The sequence below is a fragment of the Streptomyces sp. NBC_00523 genome, assembly GCF_036346615.1.
GTDB lineage: Bacteria > Actinomycetota > Actinomycetes > Streptomycetales > Streptomycetaceae > Streptomyces.
In genome coordinates this window covers 4,037,580-4,055,950 of the sequence record NZ_CP107836.1, presented here as the reverse complement: position 1 = coordinate 4,055,950, position 18,371 = coordinate 4,037,580, and the positions used below count along the sequence as shown (strand labels likewise).

Below are 18,371 nucleotides of genomic sequence, written 5' to 3'. Positions count from 1 at the left end.
CGGCTGGTAGCTCCCACCGCCTTCCCGCCACCGCCTCCGCGCCGACCTCGGGCGGCGCGGAGGCGCTGGGTCAGTGGGTGGTCGGGATGATCGTGGGGCAGTACTCCTCGTAGGCCAGGATGCCGGAGGGCAGGAGGTAGCCGTAGTAGATGGCGTCACCGGTCTTCGGACCGACGATGCCGTCCGCCGAAAGACCGCGGCTCCGCTGGAAGTCGGTCAGGGCCGCGTAAGTCGCCTGCCCGTACACGCCGTCGCGCACGATCCCGTACCCCGCCAGCTGCAGTGCCTTCTGCACACAGACGACCGCGTCACCGCGCTGATCGGGCTTGACGTACGGGACACCCACGTCGGCCTGGGCGACGCCGGCGAGCGAGGTGACGGCGATGACGGCGGCACCAAAGGCGACGGCTCCGCGGCGGAGGGCGGTCTTGATCATGAAAGGTTCCCCATCTCGAAAGCGGTCACGGGCCGCCCCGGCAGGGCAGTCCGTGACTCGGACGGGACTCATGCTCAGCGCCGCGCCAGGCGTCCCACCAGGGCTTCCCGTCCCTGAGACATCCCGGGCCAACCGGACACGACCGACCGGCGCGTCCACCCCCGTCCCACCCCCGTCCCACCCGCGTCCCGGTCGCGCTTCCCGGTGCGGGACGCGTCTACGGAGCGACGGGCGCGGCCGGCCGCGCCACCCGCTCGATCATCGCGCGATGCGCCGCGCGGGCGCCCTCGTCGATCGGCTGCTCGTGCTCGGGACGCAGCCCGGTCCGGCCGTCCAGGCCCTCGCGCAGGATGTCGGCGTGCCCGGCATGGCGGTTGGAGTCGCCGAGGACGTGGACCAGGACGGCGAACAGGGTCGTGCGGTCATAGGGTTCCGGCCACCAGGGCACGTGCCCCGGGGCGTCGAGGGAGAGCGCGCCGATCGTCGCGTCGGCGTGCTGCCACGTACGCCGGTAGAACGCGGTGACCTGCTCACAGGTCTCCCCCTCGGCCGCCCACAGGTCACTCCCGTCGGCGTCCTGCCACCGGGGCAGCGGCTCGGGGGAGGGCCGCCCGAAGACCTCCCCGAAGTACCGGGCCTCCACGGTGGCCACATGCTTCACGAGCCCGAGCAGATTCGTCCCGGTCGCCGTCAGAGGCCGCCGCGCGTCGTACTCGGACAGCCCGTCGAGCTTCCAGAGCAACGCCTCCCGGTCGCGCCGGAGCCGCTGGTGCAGAACGTCTTTCGCCGTCTCATCGATCATGCCCGCCGACGCTGTCACGAAGCGCCCGGGCCCTCAAGGACGTCGTCGTAGGAGACGGAACCAAACGATATCGCTCAACCAGGTGGAGTGATATCGTTTTGTTCTCGGGGTCGACAGCGAGGAGCATGCACATGGCCAGGACCGTCATCGACCTCGACGAGGCCATGGTCGCCGAGGCCATGCGCATATTCGGCACCAAGACCAAGGCCCAGGCGGTGCGCCTCGCCATGGAGGACGCGGTCAAGCGCCACCTCCGACAGGAGGGCTTCGACGCCATGGACGCCGGGGAGCTCGACTTCAGGGAGATCGTCGAGAGCACCGGCCCCCGCAACGCCGACGGCAGTCTCAAGCGCGGCGGCGGCCGGGCCGCCTGATGCAGGACCGCTATCTGATCGACAAGTCCGCGCTCGCACGCTGGACCAAACCCGCCGTCAAGCAGGTACTCAAGCCGCTGCACGAGCGGTATCTGCTGGCCGTCTGCCAACCCACCGAGTACGAGATGGTCCACTCGGCCCGGGACAGCTCCGAGGCGACCAGGATCAGCACCTGGTTGCACGCCTTCGACTACCTCCACGTCACGGAGAACACCTTCGCCCGCGCCCTGGAGGTCCAGCGCCACGCCCTCCATGCCGGTTTCCACCGAGCCCTGTCACTCCCGGACCTTCTGATCTCTGCGACCGCGGAGCTCAACCGGCTGACCGTCCTGCACTACGACGGCGACTTCGACATGATCGCCTCGCTCACCGGCCAGCCCGCCGAGTGGGTCGTCCCACCGGGCAGCGCCGACCGCTGAGCGGGGGCCCCTGAGCCGCTACGCCACCGGCCCCGCGCTGTCCGCGATCAGCTTCAGCAGGCCCGGGAAGCGGGATTCGATGTCCTCGCGGCGGAGTTGGGCCATGCGGCTGTTGCCGCGGTCCACCTGGCGGACCAGGCCCGCTTCGCGAAGGACGCGGAAGTGGTGGGTCCGAGTGGACTTGGAGACGGGCAGGCCGAACGACGTGCAGGAGCGTTCCGTGCCGTCCGGCTGGGCGGCCAGGGTGGCCACGACCAGGTAGCGCATGGGGTCGGACAGGGCCTTCATGACGGCCTGGAGCTCCATCTCCTCCGGGGTCGGATGCCCTTCGGCGTCCGGCATGACGCACCTCCTCCGCTTCGGTGACGGGCCTCGCCCCCAAGGTACTACTTGCGTCGTACCTGACGCCGTGCCAGTCTATCCGGCGCCAGGTACGAATTTGCTCGTACCTGACCGCCCTCGCCCGCCCCCTCACCCCCGGAGCCCTCCCGTGCAACAGACCGCCCCCGCCCGGCAGGGGCTGACGCTCGCGGTCGTCCTGCTCGCCGTCTTCGTGGTGCCGACCTCGATATCCGGCACCGCCGTGGCGCTCCCCGCCATCGGCGCCGACCTCCACGCGGGCTCGGCATCCCTTCAGTGGGTGGTGAACGCCTTCAACCTGGCGTTCGCCTGCTGCACCCTCGTCTGGGGCTCGCTCGCCGACCGCATCGGCCGCATCCGTGCCTTCACCACGGGCGCCGCGATCTTCACCGCCGCGTCCGTCGCCTGCGCCGTCACGCCCAATGTGTACGTGCTCGACGCGGCCCGCGCGGTCGCCGGGATCGGCGGGGCGGCGCTCTTCGCCTGCGGGAGCGCGATCATCTCGACGGCCTTCGACGGTGCCGCCCGCGCCAAGGCGTTCGCGCTGTTCGGCACGGTCGCCGGGATCGGCGTCGCGCTCGGCCCCACCGTCTCGGGACCGGCCGTGGACGGACTCGGCTGGCGCTGGATCTTCGGGCTGCACGCCCTGGCCCTGGCGCTCGTACTGCTCTGCCTGCCCGCCGTGGCGCGTACGGTCGAAGAGCCGCGCGGCACCGGCGCACCCCTGCTCGACCTGCGCGGCGCCGCCGTCTTCGTCCTCGCGATGCTCGCGCTCACGTACGCCATCGTGCAGGGCTCGCAGTGGGGCTGGACCGCGCCCGGCACACTCGGCCTGCTCGCCGTCGCGCTCGTCCTGCTCGCGCTGTTCACCGCGCACTCACGGCGGACCGAGGCCCCGCTGCTCGACCTGTCCGTCCTGCGGAACAAGGCGTTCCTCGCATACTGCCTGGTGCCCGTGGCGGCCTCGTTCGGCTTCGTCACGCAGCTCACGTACCTGCCGACGTATCTGACGACCGTCGCCGGACACAGCCCGTCCGCGGCGGGGGCGACGATGCTGCTGCTGACGCTGCCCGTCCTCGCCCTGCCCCTCGCGGGCGCGCACCTGGTGCAACGCGGCACCTCCGCGACCGCCGTGATCCTGGCGTCGCTGGGCTTCCTCGCGATCGGCGACCTCGCCCTGCTGCTCCTCGGCCCGGACACCTCCACGCTCGCCATGGCCGTGCCGATGCTGCTCACCGGGGCGGGCATGGGTCTCTCGGCCGGGCTGGTGGACGCCCAGGCACTCGCCCTGGCCGACCCCGCGAAGGCGGGCATGGCGGCCGGTTTCCTCAACACCCTCCGCCTGGGCAGCGAGGCCGTCGCCGTGGCGGTCTTCGGCTCGGCAGTCGCAGGGCTCGCCGCCGGACGGCAGGGCAGCGGAACGTACCCCGCCGCCTACGACTCCGCCTTCCACACGCTGCTCTGGGCGATGGCGGCCGTCTGCGCGGCGCTCGCGGCGGCCGTCGTCACGCTGGCCCGCAGGGAACCACGAGCCTGAGGGGCGGCCCTACGCCGTGCGCAGCTCCGCGAACACGCCCCGGACCTCCGCGTCCTCCGGCGTACGCCAGGGGCCGGACACGTGACCCTCCACGTCCGCCGGACCGTCCGCGGCGGGTCGCAGGAGGCGGTTCACGCGGAGGGTCACGTCCCTTGTCCACAGGTACGTGCCCGTGGGGTTGTCCGTGGCCTTGGCGGCCGTGACGCCGAGCGGGCTTCCGGGTCCGGAGTGGGTGATCGTCGGGTCCGGGGTGTCGGTGACGCTCTGGGCCTGGGGCTCGGCGCGGCCGTCGAGGAGTGCGAACAGCTGCGCCACCAGGACCGGGTCATGGCAGCCGTCGTACACCCAGCGCTTCCCGAGCACCCCGTGCGTGGTCATGCCGACGAGCGCGTCCTCCGCGCCCGCGAGCGCGGCGCCCCGGTAGGTGAGCGGCACGAAGTACGGCACCGGCACGTCGCCCGAGGTGTCGGTGACCACCATGAGCTCGATGCCCACCTCGCCCTGCGGATCGTCCAGCCGGAAACCGCCGGACTTGATCAGGGAGGGGCGCGTGGGGCCCACGTACCAGGGGCGGGTGGGGAGCCAGGCGGTGAGCAGTTCGAGCTTGGTCGGCGACAGGGTGGTGCGGTGGATGACGGCCATGCCGGAGGTCTCCCTCGGTCGCGTGAACAGCGGGTTTCCCTGCGTGCGGGGGCCGTTGTCAGACCCCCGCGCTAGCGTGAGCCTATGACCTTCGGGGGCGACACCACCGTGCGTATCAGGCCGCAGCAGTTCCACGAGACCGCCGGCCTGGAGGACTGGCGCGTCGTCGGCGAGGGCGCGTGCGCGCACTTCCGCACCGGCGGATCATTCACGGCCGGTACGCGCTTCGCGCAGGCCATCGGCGAGCTGCCGGACCTCGGCGACGACCACCCGGACATCGACGTGCGACGGGACGGCGTGACCGTACGGCTGATCACGCTCACCGATGAGTACTTCGGGATGACCAGCCGTCATGTCGAGTCGGCCCGGCGGATATCGGAGGCGGCCCGGACCCTCGGCCTGACCGCCGACCCGTCCTTCATCCAGACCGTGCAGGTCACCGTCGACGCGCTCGACGGCCCCGCCGTGGTCGCGTTCTGGCGCGCCCTGCTCGGCTACGAGCACCGCGCGGGCAGCCCCGAGGACCTGGTCGACCCGCGCAGGCGCGGCGCCCCCTTCTACTTCCAGCAGCTGGACACCCCGCGCCCCCAGCGCAACCGCGTCCACGTCGACGTATGGGTGCCGCACGACCGGGCCGAGGCCCGGATCGCCGCCGCCCTGGCCGCCGGGGGCCGGCTGCTGAACGACGCGGACGCCCCGCACAACTGGGTCCTTGCCGACCCCGAGGGCAACGAGGCGTGCATAGGGGTGGCCGGCCCGCCCGGACCGGCCACCGACTAGGGCTTACGCCTCACCACGCGGTCGGCGCCGGAGGCGGGACCACCTCCGGGCGGTCGTCGCAGGTGATCGTGTTGGGCAGCAGCCACGGCGCGAGCCAGCCGCCGTCGTTGCCGCCCAGGTCCGTGAGGCCGAACTCCGAACCGGTCGAAGGGAAGTTGAACGAGCCGCAGTTGTTGACGCCCACCGCGCCCACGTTGCGCGCGTCCACGTTCTCGAAGGTGGCGCCGCCCGCCGCGCGGGCGCTCAGCACCGAGGTGCCCGTGCCGTCGACCCTGATGTCCTTGAAGTGGATGTTCTTGATGACGTACTGGTCCTTCACCCCCCAGTCCGAGACCAGCATCACCGCGTTGTACGTGCTGTCCAGGAAGTCGTTGCCGGTGACCCGGATATCGGCGCCGTCGATGCTCCGGTCCAGCGCGTAGACCCACAGCGCGCCGAGCCCGATCTTCCAGTTCAGCTCGAACGTCCCCGCGCGGACCGTGGTGTTGCGCGCGAGGTCCACCTTGCCTGCGAAGGGCTCGGCGCCGAAGCGGGAGCCGAGGTGCAGGGCGCTGCCCTCGCGGACCGGGTCGGCGACCAGGTTGTCGGAGACGGTGATGTCGCTGCCGCCGTAGACCGCGATGCCGTTGGCGAGGACCGGGGTCTGGACGGTGTTGTGGTCGAAGGTGTTGCGGGCGTTGGTGGTCTTCTCGGCCCACATGGCGAGGCCGTCGTCGCCCGAGTTGCGTACGAAGGTGTTCGTGACCCGTGAATCGGTCACGCCCGTGTGGAAGTTGATGGCGTCCGCGATCTGGTCCACGATCACGGTGTCGGAGACCTTCAGGTTCTCCATCGGGCCGTCGAACCACATACCGACCTTGGTGTGGCTGATGTGCAGGCCCGCGATGGTCGAATCGCTCATCGCACCGCCGATCGCGTTGACCTGGTCGGTGTCGATGCGCTCGCGCACGTCGCCCTCGATGGCGAAGCCGGACAGATGCACGTTGCGGCTGCCGCCCTCGGCCGCGGACTTCCCGTAGAAGCCGACGCCGGTGTGCGTCGAGCCGTCCGCGGCGGGCTCGGCGAGCGCGACCTCGCGGCCCTTGATCTTCGTGTACCAGCTGCCCGCGCCGGTGATCGTGACGTCGTCCACGACGATGTGCCGGTCCACGCGGTAGGTCCCCGGCGGGATGTACACCTTCAGATGGGTGCGCCGGGCGAACGCGATCGCCTTCTCGATCGCCCCCGCCGCGTCGTGCCGCCCGGTCGGATCGGCCCCGAACGCGAGGACGTTGGCGGCGAGGAGTTCGACGTGCGGCAGCCCGACGCGCTCGGAGTCCAGCAGGTCGATCGCCGTCCACGCGGCCCGGCTCCCGGCCGGCACGGTCAGCCGTACGGTGTCGCCCGCCCGGTACGTACGGCCGAGCAGGAGGCGCTGCTCGTCGTAGAAGTGGCTCGGCCGGAACGGCTTGTCCACGACCGGGGCGGGCGTCGTCTCCGCGGGTACGCAGCCGCACTCGGTGATCCACCAGTCGGGGTGGAGGAGCCCGGCGCCCGGGTCGTTGGAGAACGGGTACTGGTTGTACAGCCAGGAGTACTGCGAGGTCAGCGTCATCGTGGACCGCTTGGAGCCGTTCACCGCGACGTCCAGCGGCGCCGTGATCCCGCCGCCGCCCGGCGCGTCCGGGATGCTGTAGCGCACGGTGATCGCGTTGGCCGCCGCGGGCAGCGTGAACTCCACGTGCTGCCCGGGCGTCAGCTTGACCGCCTTGCGCCCCGACGCCTCGGACGGCAGCGTGTACGCCTCCCGGTCCGGCCCGATGACCGTGCCGTTGGTGACCGCGTTCTCGGCCTCCTGCTCCACGAACGCCACCTTCGCGCCCCGCCCCCGCACCAGCGCGGGATCGAGCGCGGCGCGCGTGACGACCGGGGCCGGAGCGGCGGCGGGCCGGGGCCCCGCGAGCGCGGGCGCACCGGCCAGCACCCCGAACCCGACGGCGGCCGCGGTCACCGAGGCGACCGTGGACGCGTACAGCCCGGCCCGGCGCGGTCTTCGCACCGCCGCCGCGACAGCGGCGATCTTCCGTGACATCGCATGCCCGTTTCTCTGAGGAGTCGACGGGGCTCAACAGCCGTACACGCGTGGGGAGGCCGCCACCGTCATGAGTGAGGCGACAGTAGGGCGCGCGGCGGCCCGCCCACAAGACTTATGCGAGGAGATTTCCTCAGCGTGAGGCTCGCATGCAATATCTCGTCATCTTTTTGCGTTCAGATACGCAACGGGTTCGCTCAGTCCTCCACCACCGCCAGCGTCAACTCCGAGTCCGCGTGCACCGTCACCCGTACGGGTACGAACTCCGTCGCGTCGGTCCGGGACTCCCCCGTGCCCGGGTTCAGGGCATAGCGCGGGTGGGGGCCGGGGCTGATCTGCCAGCGGACACGGTGGCCCGGGGCGAAGCGGTGGGCGGTCGGGGTCATCGGGACCGTCACACGGACCGGATCCGTGCCCGTGGTGCGCAGGCGGGCCAGGCCGTCGCAGACGTTGACCGACCGGCCCTCCGGGTCCACATCGCACAGCCGGACGAACACCTCGCCGTGCCCCGTGTCCGTGGAGGCGCTGATCCGGGCGGAGACCGGGCCGAGGACGGTGAGGGGTCCGTCCAGGGCGGGCCCGGTGAACGTGAGGACGTCCGCGCGCGCCTCCAGGGACGCGTTGTCCCGCTCCCCCGCCGTACGGGAGAGCAGCGCGCCGCCCAGCGTGGGGACCCGGTCCTCCGGGTCGTGGCGGAAGGAGGCCACGGGCGCGGTGTCCGTGGGGGCCTCATGGGTGAGGTGGCCGTCGGCGGTCGGGTACCAGGAGGCCGTGGACGCCTCCGGGGGCCACGCGTCCAGGTCCCGGACGCCCGCCTCCGCGCCGCCCACGTGCACACGGACCGGCGTCGGGCGCAGACCGGACGGGTCGTCGCACAGGTGGGCCCGGAGCCAGGCCAGGGATTCGGCGAACACCTCGGCCCAGCCCGCCTGGAGCGCCGAGGTGTGGGTCCACGGGCCGACGAGCAGGGACGCCTCGCCGCCCGCCCCGCGCAGCCGGCCGTACTGCGCGAGGGTCTGGTCCACCAGGGCGTCGTACCGGCCGGTGATGAGGGCGGTGGGCACGGCCGTCGCCCCTTCCGCCGCCCCGGCCAGGGACGCGCCCTCCCAGTACGGGTCGTCCGCGTCCGGGTGGGCCATCACCTCGTCCAGCCAGGGGATCTCACCGCCGAGCTCGTCCGCGTACGCCCCGCGCAGCGGACGCGCGGTGACGGCGGAGCGCAGCCGGCGCTGGAGGCGCAGGGTCGCCCGGAGGAACGCGCCCATACCCCGGTGCTGGTAGGTCATGCCGGCGCCCACGGCGAGCGCGGTCCCCAGATTGAGGACGCCGTCGGTGTGGAAGAGGGCGTACGGATCGTGCAGCCCCACCTGCACCACCATGGCCTTCAGCTCCGGCGGGGGATCGAGGGCCAGCGCCCACTGGACGTACCCGAGGTAGCTGGGGCCGACGGTGCCCAACCGCCCGTCGAACCAGGGCTGTTCGCGCAGCCAGCCGACCGCCGCGAGGCCGTCGGCGGGCTCGTTGCGCCAGAGGTGGAAGCCGCCGCCCGAGCCGCCCGTTCCCCGGCAGCTCTGCACGACCACATGGAAGCCCTGTTCGGCGAAGAGGATGCCGTACTGCGGGGACCACGGCACTCCCCGCCCGTACGGCGTACGGACCAGGAGGGTCGGGAAGTCGCCCTCGGCGCGCGGGAAGTAGTGGTCGGTGAGCAGGGGACTGCCGTCGGCGGCGGAGACCGTCAGACCGCGCTCCACGCCCACCTTGTGGCGCGCGGCGGGCAGCCCGCGCCAGGAGGCACGCATCAGCCGGGAGGCGAGCGGCGGCTTCGCGGACGACGGCGTCCATGCGGGCCGGGGGCGGGCGTGGTGCGTCGGTCGGGTCATCTTTCGCCTCCATCGGTACGTCACGCAGCGGTGCGGCAACCCGCACTCTATTCTCGTACTAAGTACGAGAATACTGGATGCTTGGATGGACCGCGGAGGCGACCCGGGTGAGAGAGGCTGAGCACGTGACCCGCACCGAAGGTGCCGGAGGCATCGATCCACGCGTTCTCTGGCGGGAGCAGGACCGGCCCCGGCGCGGCCGCAGACCCGCGTTCAGCCGCGAGGCGATCACGGCCGCCGCGGTCGCCGTCGCGGACGCCGAGGGCATCGACGCGGTCACCATGCGGCGGGTCGCCGCGGAGGTGGGCGCCGGCGTCATGTCGCTGTACAGCTACGCCCCCGACAAGGAGACGCTGCTCGACCTGATGATCGACCACGTCTCCGGTGAGCTGCCGACGGACGGCCCGCTCACCGGCGACTGGCGCGCCGACCTCAAGACCATCGGCCGCCACCAGCGCGCGAACATGCTCCGCCACCCCTGGCTGCCCGCCGCCGTGCAGGCCCGCCGCACCCTGGGCCCCCGCACGCTCGCCTTCGTGGAGCACGCCCTCGCGGCGCTGCGGCCCATCGGGCTCGACGGGGCGGCCCGGCTGGAGATCTTCGCCCAGCTCACGTCCTTCGTGGCGGCCCATGTGGCCTACGAGGTCGGCCAGGCCCGCGCGGCCCAGGACCCCGGGCGGGCGGCCGCCGAGGCGGTGTATCTGGCGGAGGTCGCGGCGGACGGCAGCCATCCGGAGCTCGCGGACGCGCTGGCGACGGCGGGGCGGCCGGTCACCCCGGACGCGATGTTCGACCGCTTCCTCACCCGCCTCGTGGACGGCCTCGACGCGGGCTGAGCTCCCACGCGTACACGTACACACAAAGACACCGGCCCCCGGGGACGCATCCCCGGGGGCCGGTGCTCGGTACTGCTGGAACTGCCGATCCGTCAGGATCAGAAGTCCATGTCACCGCCCGGCATGCCGCCCGGAGCGGCCGCGGCGGCCTTCTCCGGCTTGTCAGCGATGACGGCCTCGGTGGTGAGGAACAGCGCGGCGATCGACGCGGCGTTCTGCAGCGCGGAACGCGTGACCTTCGCCGGGTCGAGGATGCCCTCGGCGATCATGTCGACGTACTCGCCGGTCGCGGCGTTCAGACCGTGGCCGACGGCCAGGTTGCGCACCTTCTCCACGACGACGCCACCCTCGAGACCACCGTTGACGGCGATCTGCTTCAGCGGGGCCTCCAGCGCGAGCTTGACGGCGTTGGCGCCGGTCGCCTCGTCGCCCGAGAGCTCCAGCTTCTCGAAGACGGCCGAGGCCTGGAGCAGAGCCACGCCACCACCGGCGACGATGCCCTCCTCGACGGCGGCCTTGGCGTTGCGCACCGCGTCCTCGATGCGGTGCTTGCGCTCCTTGAGCTCGACCTCGGTGGCGGCACCGGCCTTGATGACCGCCACGCCGCCGGCCAGCTTCGCCAGGCGCTCCTGGAGCTTCTCGCGGTCGTAGTCCGAGTCGGAGTTCTCGATCTCGGCACGGATCTGGTTGACGCGGCCCTGGACCTGGTCGCTGTCACCGGCGCCGTCGACGATCGTCGTCTCGTCCTTGGTGATGACGACCTTGCGGGCGCGGCCGAGCAGGTCGAGACCGGCGTTCTCCAGCTTGAGGCCGACCTCCTCGGAGATGACGGTGCCGCCCGTGAGGATGGCGATGTCACCGAGCATGGCCTTGCGGCGGTCGCCGAAGCCCGGGGCCTTGACGGCGACGGACTTGAAGGTGCCGCGGATCTTGTTGACGACCAGGGTCGACAGGGCCTCGCCCTCGACGTCCTCGGCGATGATCAGCAGCGGCTTGCCGGACTGCATGACCTTCTCCAGCAGCGGAAGGAGGTCCTTCACGTTGCTGACCTTGGAGTTGACGATCAGGATGTACGGGTCGTCCAGGGACGACTCCATGCGCTCCATGTCGGTGGCGAAGTACGCCGAGATGTAGCCCTTGTCGAAGCGCATACCCTCGGTGAGCTCCAGCTCCAGACCGAAGGTCTGGGACTCCTCGACGGTGATGACGCCTTCCTTGCCGACCTTGTCCATGGCCTCGGCGATGAGCTCGCCGATCTGGGTGTCGGCGGCGGAGATGGAGGCGGTCGAAGCGATCTGCTCCTTGGTCTCCACGTCCTTGGCCTGCTCCAGGAGGGCGGCGGAGACGGCCTCGACGGCCTTCTCGATGCCCCGCTTGAGAGCCATCGGGTTCGCACCCGCGGCCACGTTGCGCAGGCCCTCGCGGACGAGCGCCTGGGCGAGAACGGTGGCGGTGGTCGTACCGTCGCCGGCGACGTCGTCCGTCTTCTTGGCGACCTCCTTGACCAGCTCCGCACCGATCTTCTCGTACGGGTCCTCCAGCTCGATCTCCTTGGCGATGGAAACACCATCGTTGGTGATCGTGGGGGCGCCCCACTTCTTCTCGAGGACGACGTTGCGGCCCTTGGGGCCAAGGGTGACCTTGACGGCGTCGGCGAGCTGGTTCATGCCGCGCTCGAGACCGCGCCGGGCCTCCTCGTCGAACGCGATGATCTTGGCCATGTGAAGTGGTCCTCCCGGACAGGGGTGGATTGCTCCGGACCGAGTGGCGCCCGCGACGGACGGCCTGCGTGCCCTGCGGTTCCTTCCCGCCTGGCCTGCGGGCCTCACCGGCCCGGTCCAAAATTCTGTCACTCTCACCTGGAGAGTGCTAAGCCCAATGATTAGCACTCGACCCCCGAGAGTGCAAGCGCCCCCGGCCGGAGTGTGGACAACCCCGGCGACCCCAGGACGCACCTGGGCAACGCGAAGGGCCCGTACCCCTAGGTACGGACCCTTCGTACGTGCGTGGCGTCGCGGCCGACGTGCCGTGCCGGGCTCAGCCGACGGCGAGCTTGACCATGTCCGCCTGCGGCCCCTTCTGGCCCTGCGAGATCTCGAACTCGACCCGCTGACCTTCTTCGAGGGTGCGGTACCCGTCCATCTGGATCGCGCTGTAGTGGACGAATACATCCGCACCACCGTCGACCGCGATGAAGCCGTACCCCTTCTCCGCGTTGAACCACTTGACGGTGCCCTGAGCCATGCCTAACTCCCCTGTAACGTGTGTGCGCCGAAGCGCGTCGACCGCGGCTGAATGTATCTGCCCAACTGCCCTGTGCAACAGGTCAATCGGACGACAATTCTGCGCAGCGCCGATCGCCCGAATATGAGGAATTCATGAGTTTGCGGGGCAAGTCGGGCCCGACAAAGGCGACTTAAGGCGCAAGAGGCGCAGGCACATTGGCTGCTTCTGATCGTGGCGCGGCGCATTCTCATATGCGAGGGGCACGGGCAGCGAAGGGGACTTCCCACACTCTACCCCGCTCAACCATGCAGAATTGCCCCCTCCGCTTCTCTCGCGGAGGGGGCAATTGCGGTGACGCTACGGAGCTTTGGGCTCAGCAGCCGCCGGCCACCGCGGGGATGATCGAGACGCCGGCACCGTCCGGGGTGGCCGCGTCCAGGCCGCCTTCAAAACGCACGTCGTCGTCGTTGACGTACACGTTGACGAAGCGGCGCAGCTTGCCCTGGTCGTCCAGCACGCGGGCGGCGATGCCCGGGTGGTCCTTCTCCAGCGAGGCGATGACCTCGGAGAGGGTCGCACCCTCGGCCGGAACCTCGGCCTGGCCGCCGGTGTAGGTGCGGAGGATGGTGGGAATGCGGACCTTGACGCTCATGGCGGTGCCTTCCTGAAGTCTCGGGTGGTCAGCTGGTGGCGAGTCCGGCGGCGCGGAAGGCGTCCAGGCTCGGGCGGATCGTGGCGGTCGCCTGCGAGGTGTCGGCCACCGCGTCCAGCGTCTTGAGGCCGTCACCCGTGTTCAGGACGACGGTGGTGAGCGCCGGGTCGAGCAGGCCCGCGTCGATCAGCTTCTTCGTCACGCCGACCGTCACCCCGCCCGCCGTCTCGGCGAAGATGCCCTCGGTGCGGGCCAGCAGCTTGATCGCGTCCACGACCTGCTCGTCGTTGACGTCCTCGACGGCGCCGCCGGTGCGGCGGGCGATGTCCAGGACGTACGGGCCGTCGGCCGGGTTGCCGATCGCGAGGGACTTGGCGATCGTGTTCGGCTTCTGCGGGCGGACCACGTCGTGACCGGCCTTGAAGGCGGTGGAGACCGGGGAGCAGCCCTCGGCCTGGGCGCCGAAGATCTTGTACGGCTTGTCCTCGACCAGGCCGAGCTTGATCAGCTCCTGGAGGCCCTTGTCGATCTTCGTGAGCTGCGAGCCGGACGCGATCGGGATGACGATCTGGTCGGGCAGCTGCCAGCCGAGCTGCTCGCAGATCTCGTACGCGAGCGTCTTGGAACCCTCGCCGTAGTACGGACGCAGGTTGACGTTGACGAACCCCCAGCCCTCGCCCAGCGGGTCGCCGATGAGCTCGGAGCAGAAGCGGTTGACGTCGTCGTAGTTGCCCTCGATGCCGACCAGCTCACCGCCGTACACCGCGGCCATGACGACCTTGCCCTGCTCCAGGTCGTGCGGGATGAACACGCAGGAGCGCAGGCCGGCCCGCGAGGCGGCGGCGCCGACCGCACCGGCGAGGTTGCCGGTCGAGGAGCAGGAGAGCGTGGTGAAGCCGAAGGCGCGGGCGGCCTCGACGGCGATGGCGACGACGCGGTCCTTGAAGGAGTGCGTCGGGTTGCCGGAGTCGTCCTTCACGTACAGGCCGCCGGTCACACCCAGCTCGCGGGCGAGGTTGTCGGCCTTGACCAGCTTGGTGAAGCCGGGGTTGAGATTGGGCTTGTCGGCCACATCGGCGGGCACCGGCAGCAGCGGCGCGTAACGCCAGATGTTGTTCGGGCCGGCCTCGATGCGCTTCTTCAGCTCGTCGGAGGAGCCGCTCGGCAGGTCGTACGCCACTTCGAGCGGCCCGAAACAGGACGCGCAGGCGAAAAGGGGACCGAGTGCGAACCGTTCACCGCACTCGCGACAGGAAAGTGCCGCGGCGGGACCCAGGTCCACAGAGGATTCGGTGTGTGCTGCGACGGTTTCAACAGCCATGATGGCGAGGCCCTTTCTCCTCATCTTCCTCACGGCGCGTTTCGCCGCGAGACGGAATTGGCACCTTCCCCACCTGACCTCGCGGTCGGCGGGAGGGTTGCCGGGACTTCAACGGGCCGTTCCCTCTGTCCCTCTGGATGAGCGCTGTGGCAACGGATCTTGGATCCGCGCGTTTGTCGGCGGACCGACCCCGGCATGTGATGGCCGTCCGCGTTGTTCAAGACTGTAACCGAAGGACCGGACGGGTGAGATAGCCGTCCGTACCGCGAGATGGATCACATACAGGGAGTATCGACCGTGCTCGAAGAGGTCGAACGCTGGCTGACCAGGCGTTCCTGGTCAGCCGCCGACCACCCGCCGGGGAGTGCGCGGGCCGCCGCGAACGGTACGGGCGTGAGCGTCGTTCTACCGGCCCTCAACGAGGCCGCGACCGTCGGCGACATCGTCGCCACGATCCGGCGCGAGCTGATGGAGCGCATTCCGCTGGTGGACGAGCTGGTCGTGATCGACTCGGGCTCCACGGACGCCACCGCCGAGGTCGCCCGGCGCGCGGGCGCCCGGGTCGTCCACCGCGACGCGATCCTGCCCCGCCTCCCCGCTCTCCCCGGCAAGGGCGAGGTGCTGTGGCGGTCGCTCCTGGTGACCAGCGGCGACATCCTGTGCTTCATCGACGCGGACCTGAAGGACTTCTCGGCGGACTTCGTCTCCGGCATCGTCGGCCCGCTCCTCGCCCACCCCGAGGTGCAGTTCGTCAAGGCGATGTACGACCGTCCGCTCGGCGAGCTGCCCGGCCAGGGCGGCCGCGTCACCGAGCTGGTGGCCCGCCCCCTGCTGAACCTCCACTGGCCGCTGCTCGCGGGCTTCGTCCAGCCCCTGGGCGGCGAGTACGCCGTACGCCGCTCACTCCTGGAGCGGCTGCCCTTCCCGGTCGGTTACGGGGTCGAGCTCGGCCTGCTCGTGGACGCGCTGCACACCGTGGGCCTCGACGCCCTCGCCCAGGTGGACGTCGGCGTCCGCGTCCACCGCCACCAGGACGGCCAGGCGCTCGGCCGGATGGCCGCCGCGATCTACCGCACCGCGCAGGTGCGGCTCTCCCGCGGCCATCTGGTGCGCCCCTCGCTGACCCAGTACGAACGCGGACCGGACGGGTTCGTACCGCGCACGTACCCCGTCGACACGCAGGAGAGGCCGCCCATGTGCGAGATCGAGGAGTACGTGGCACGCCGCGCGGCCTGATCACGACCCCCACGCCGTCCGGCTTCGTACGTTTGGACGGATCGGGTTCGGGCTAGATTCCGGCCATGGTCTCCGAGCACGCCCCCCAGCCCGCTGCCCAGGTCCTCGTCGCGTCCAACCGCGGCCCCGTCTCGTACGCCGTGGGCGACGACGGCACCCTCGAAGCGAAACGGGGCGGGGGCGGACTCGTCTCCGGCCTCAGCGCCGTGGACGACAAGATGTGGGTCTGCGCCGCCCTCGGCGACGGCGACCGCGAGGCGGTGCGCCGGGGGGTCGGCGAGCCGGGCGTCCGGATGCTCGACATCGACGCCGGGGTGCACGCCGACGCGTACAACGGCATCGCCAACTCCGTGCTGTGGTTCGTCCACCACATGCTGTACCAGACGCCCGTCGAGCCCGTCTTCGACGCGGAGTTCCGCAGGCAGTGGGCCTCCTTCGAGACGTACAACCGGGCCTTCGCCGAGGCGCTGGCCGAGGAGGCGGGCGAGGGCGCGGCCGTCCTGGTGCAGGACTACCACCTCTCGCTGGTCCCCGGCATGCTCCGCGAGCTCCGCCCCGACCTGCGGATCGGCCACTTCTCGCACACCCCGTGGGCGCCCGTCGACTACTTCCGGCTGCTCCCCGACGACATCGCCGAACAGCTGCTGCGCGGCATCCTCGGCGCCGACCGCGCCGCCTTCCTGACCCGCCGCTGGGCGGACGCCTTCATCAGCTGCTGCACGGAGATCCTGGGCGGCACCGGCCGCACCCGCATCGGCGTCCACGGTCTGGGCGCCGACGCCGGATTCCTGCGGAGCCGGTCGCACGAGGCGGACGTGGACGAGCGGATGGCGGCCCTGCGCGAGCAGATCGGGCCCGACCGGAAGACCGTCGTCCGGGTCGACCGCACGGAGCTGTCCAAGAACATCGTCCGGGGCCTCCACGCCTACCGCACGCTGCTGGACGAGCGCCCCGAATGGCGCGAACGCGTCGTGCACGTCGCCTTCGCCTACCCCTCGCGCCAGGACCTCGCGGTCTACCGGGAGTACACCGCGGAGGTCCAGCGGGTCGCCGACGCGATCAACAAGACGTACGGCACGGACGGCTGGACCCCGGTCGTCCTGCACGTGAAGGACGACTTCGCCCGCTCGCTCGCCGCGTACCGGCTGGCCGACGTCGCCCTCGTCAACCCGATCCGGGACGGCATGAACCTGGTCGCCAAGGAGGTCCCGGTCGTCTCCGACGAGGGCTGCGCGCTGGTCCTGTCGCGGGAGGCCGGCGCGTACGAGGAGCTGGGCGAGCACGCGTTCACGGTCAACCCGTACGACGTCTCGGCCACGGCCGACGCGCTGCACGAGGCGCTGACGCTCCCGGACGACGCGCGGGCCGCCCGCACGGAACGGCTGGCCGAGGCGGCCACCGCGCTGCCGCCGCAGCAGTGGTTCCTGGACCAGCTGGACGCGCTGCGGCGCGCTTAGCGACTGGGTCTTTCCTTTGGATCAGCCCGCGAGCCCGGCATGATCCAAAGGAAAGGCCCTAGGCGAGGCGGTCGGCGAGTTCCCGCAGGTACGCCACGACCGCGCCCGGGCCGGGCAGGGACAGGTCGGCGCGGTCGGCAAGCTCCGGCACCTCGGCGCTGCCGCTGCAGATGAGCAGCCCCGGGACGGCGTCCTCGTCCCGTGTCCGGAGCTTCTCCACGGCCGCGAACGCGGCAAGGTCGCCCAGGTCGTCGCCCGCGTACAGCACGGACGTGGCGCCGATCTCGCGCACGTACTCGGTGAGCGCGACGCCCTTGTCCATGCCCGGCGGCCGCAACTCCAGGACCAGGCGCCCCGGTTCCACGATCAGCCCGTGGCGCGCGGCCAGCTCGCCGAGGGGCCCGCGCAGCGCGTCGAACGCGGCCTGCGGGTCGGCGGCACGGCGGGTGTGCACGGCGAGGGCGTGGCCCTTGTCCTCGATCCAGCTCGTGGCCTCCCCCAGCACGCTGGGGAGCTCGGCGCGCACGGCCGCGACGCCCGGGTGCGGTTCGGGGGCGTGCACGGTCCCGGTCACGGCGTCCCAGCGCTCGGCGCCGTAGTGCCCGAGCACGACGAGGTGGTCGAGCCCTTCGACTCCGGCGACCCCGGCATACCGCACGGCTACCTCGGCGGGGCGCCCGGTGATCACGGCCACGGACGCGACCTTCGGCGCGAGGGCGGCGAGCGCCGCCACGGCTCCGGGGTGCGCCCGCGCCTGCTCGGGGTCCGGCACGATGTCCGCCAGCGTCCCGTCGAAGTCGAGCGCGACGAGGGCGTGGGCCGGGCGGGCGAGGATGGCTTCCAGCCCGGTGCGGCCTGCGGTGGTCTGTGGGGTGCCCATGCGTTGAGCGTATCCCCGCGCCCCCGCTGCTCAATCGCCGCAGGGGCTTGAAGTGGCCGCCGCACGATCCAGCCCCGCCGGCGTTTGAGGCGCGGGGTCCGGGGCGGAGCCCCCGGTTTCGGGAAGGGGCGGGTAGGGGAACAGGTCCGCCGCAGGCGCAGCGCAGCCGCACGCGCTTCCTACCGCCGCCCCCGCCGGGCATCCCGTACGCGCCGAAGGCGATTCACCGTCACCGGGTCCTCCTCCAGCGCCCGCCGGTCATCCAGCAACGCATTCAGCAACTGATAATAGCGCGTCGGCGACAACCCCAGCCGCTCCCGGATCGCCCGCTCCTTCGCCCCCGCCCCCGCCCACGACTGCCGCTCCACAGCAAGCACCGCACGATCGCGGTCGGACAGCGGCGCGGACTCGGCAGGGCCGTTCGGGGGGTGGGCGGTCATATCAGCCAATATATGGCGC

General features: G+C 71.3%; 19 protein-coding genes and 1 riboswitch. Of the genes, 7 read left to right on the top strand and 12 right to left on the bottom strand.

Annotated elements, in window-relative coordinates:
* Window positions 1-70 precede the first annotated feature (70 nt).
* The gene (locus OHS17_RS18365) at window positions 71-436 is read right to left on the bottom strand and encodes a peptidoglycan-binding domain-containing protein (protein ID WP_330313039.1); all 366 of its coding nucleotides are present in this window, start codon (window positions 434-436) and stop codon (window positions 71-73) included.
* Between the two features lie 217 nt (window positions 437-653).
* Complete coding sequence (locus OHS17_RS18360; RefSeq protein ID WP_330313038.1) at window positions 654-1,238, bottom strand: DinB family protein; 585 nt, start codon at window positions 1,236-1,238, stop codon at window positions 654-656.
* Between the two features lie 131 nt (window positions 1,239-1,369).
* Between OHS17_RS18360 and OHS17_RS18355 the strand changes: the two genes are divergently transcribed.
* Together OHS17_RS18355 and OHS17_RS18350 are read left to right on the top strand one after the other, a co-directional pair.
* The gene (locus OHS17_RS18355) at window positions 1,370-1,612 is read left to right on the top strand and encodes a type II toxin-antitoxin system VapB family antitoxin (protein ID WP_330313037.1); all 243 of its coding nucleotides are present in this window, start codon (window positions 1,370-1,372) and stop codon (window positions 1,610-1,612) included.
* Window positions 1,612-2,031, top strand: coding sequence for a PIN domain nuclease (locus OHS17_RS18350; protein WP_330313036.1), 420 nt, complete (start codon window positions 1,612-1,614; stop codon window positions 2,029-2,031). Before OHS17_RS18355 ends, OHS17_RS18350 begins: the two co-directional genes overlap by 1 nt.
* Before the next feature lie 18 nt (window positions 2,032-2,049).
* Here OHS17_RS18350 and OHS17_RS18345 read toward each other — a convergent pair whose 3' ends face one another.
* The gene (locus OHS17_RS18345) at window positions 2,050-2,373 is read right to left on the bottom strand and encodes an ArsR/SmtB family transcription factor (RefSeq protein WP_330313035.1); all 324 of its coding nucleotides are present in this window, start codon (window positions 2,371-2,373) and stop codon (window positions 2,050-2,052) included.
* Between the two features lie 148 nt (window positions 2,374-2,521).
* Here OHS17_RS18345 and OHS17_RS18340 point away from each other — a divergent pair, with 148 nt between their 5' ends.
* Window positions 2,522-3,928, top strand: coding sequence for an MFS transporter (locus tag OHS17_RS18340; RefSeq protein WP_330313034.1), 1,407 nt, complete (start codon window positions 2,522-2,524; stop codon window positions 3,926-3,928).
* 9 nt (window positions 3,929-3,937) lie between these two features.
* On the opposite strand, the gene OHS17_RS18335 is transcribed toward OHS17_RS18340, so the two are convergent.
* Window positions 3,938-4,570 (bottom strand): maltokinase N-terminal cap-like domain-containing protein, encoded by a 633-nt coding sequence (locus tag OHS17_RS18335; RefSeq protein WP_330313033.1) that lies wholly within the window; start codon window positions 4,568-4,570, stop codon window positions 3,938-3,940.
* An 84-nt stretch (window positions 4,571-4,654) separates the two neighbouring features.
* On the opposite strand from OHS17_RS18335, the gene OHS17_RS18330 reads away from it, so the two are divergent.
* A complete protein-coding gene (locus OHS17_RS18330; RefSeq protein WP_330313032.1) occupies window positions 4,655-5,350 on the top strand; it encodes a VOC family protein in 696 nt (231 codons plus the stop codon).
* Window positions 5,351-5,360: 10 nt separating this feature from the next.
* On the opposite strand, the gene OHS17_RS18325 is transcribed toward OHS17_RS18330, so the two are convergent.
* A complete protein-coding gene (locus tag OHS17_RS18325) occupies window positions 5,361-7,421 on the bottom strand; it encodes a glycosyl hydrolase family 28-related protein (protein WP_330313031.1) in 2,061 nt (686 codons plus the stop codon).
* 197 nt (window positions 7,422-7,618) lie between these two features.
* On the bottom strand, window positions 7,619-9,304 hold the full coding sequence (locus OHS17_RS18320; protein ID WP_330313030.1) for a CocE/NonD family hydrolase: 1,686 nt from the start codon (window positions 9,302-9,304) through the stop codon (window positions 7,619-7,621).
* Between the two features lie 125 nt (window positions 9,305-9,429).
* Between OHS17_RS18320 and OHS17_RS18315 the strand changes: the two genes are divergently transcribed.
* Window positions 9,430-10,140, top strand: coding sequence for a TetR/AcrR family transcriptional regulator C-terminal domain-containing protein (locus OHS17_RS18315; protein ID WP_330313029.1), 711 nt, complete (start codon window positions 9,430-9,432; stop codon window positions 10,138-10,140).
* 98 nt (window positions 10,141-10,238) lie between these two features.
* Here the strand turns inward: OHS17_RS18315 and groL are convergent, their stop codons facing one another.
* From groL to thrC, 4 genes are all read right to left on the bottom strand, one after another.
* A complete protein-coding gene (gene groL / locus OHS17_RS18310; protein ID WP_072487928.1) occupies window positions 10,239-11,861 on the bottom strand; it encodes a chaperonin GroEL in 1,623 nt (540 codons plus the stop codon).
* A 316-nt stretch (window positions 11,862-12,177) separates the two neighbouring features.
* The gene (locus OHS17_RS18305; protein ID WP_003967346.1) at window positions 12,178-12,384 is read right to left on the bottom strand and encodes a cold-shock protein; all 207 of its coding nucleotides are present in this window, start codon (window positions 12,382-12,384) and stop codon (window positions 12,178-12,180) included.
* Window positions 12,385-12,739: 355 nt separating this feature from the next.
* The gene (locus tag OHS17_RS18300; protein WP_018101573.1) at window positions 12,740-13,018 is read right to left on the bottom strand and encodes a MoaD/ThiS family protein; all 279 of its coding nucleotides are present in this window, start codon (window positions 13,016-13,018) and stop codon (window positions 12,740-12,742) included.
* A gap of 28 nt (window positions 13,019-13,046) precedes the next feature.
* Window positions 13,047-14,339: a threonine synthase gene (thrC, locus tag OHS17_RS18295; protein ID WP_330313028.1), complete on the bottom strand. Its 1,293-nt coding sequence runs from the start codon at window positions 14,337-14,339 to the stop codon at window positions 13,047-13,049.
* A 17-nt stretch (window positions 14,340-14,356) separates the two neighbouring features.
* Window positions 14,357-14,483: riboswitch (SAM riboswitch) on the bottom strand.
* A gap of 153 nt (window positions 14,484-14,636) precedes the next feature.
* Between thrC and OHS17_RS18290 the strand changes: the two genes are divergently transcribed.
* Together OHS17_RS18290 and OHS17_RS18285 are read left to right on the top strand one after the other, a co-directional pair.
* Window positions 14,637-15,575, top strand: a complete 939-nt coding sequence (locus OHS17_RS18290) for a glucosyl-3-phosphoglycerate synthase (protein WP_330313027.1) — start codon at window positions 14,637-14,639, stop codon at window positions 15,573-15,575.
* A gap of 65 nt (window positions 15,576-15,640) precedes the next feature.
* Entirely contained in the window at window positions 15,641-17,032 is a 1,392-nt protein-coding gene (locus OHS17_RS18285) for an alpha,alpha-trehalose-phosphate synthase (UDP-forming) (RefSeq protein ID WP_330313026.1), read from the top strand.
* Window positions 17,033-17,090: 58 nt separating this feature from the next.
* On the opposite strand, the gene otsB is transcribed toward OHS17_RS18285, so the two are convergent.
* Window positions 17,091-17,912, bottom strand: a complete 822-nt coding sequence (gene otsB / locus OHS17_RS18280) for a trehalose-phosphatase (protein WP_330313025.1) — start codon at window positions 17,910-17,912, stop codon at window positions 17,091-17,093.
* Between the two features lie 179 nt (window positions 17,913-18,091).
* Complete coding sequence (locus tag OHS17_RS18275; protein ID WP_018101578.1) at window positions 18,092-18,352, bottom strand: DUF3263 domain-containing protein; 261 nt, start codon at window positions 18,350-18,352, stop codon at window positions 18,092-18,094.
* Window positions 18,353-18,371: the final 19 nt, after the last annotated feature.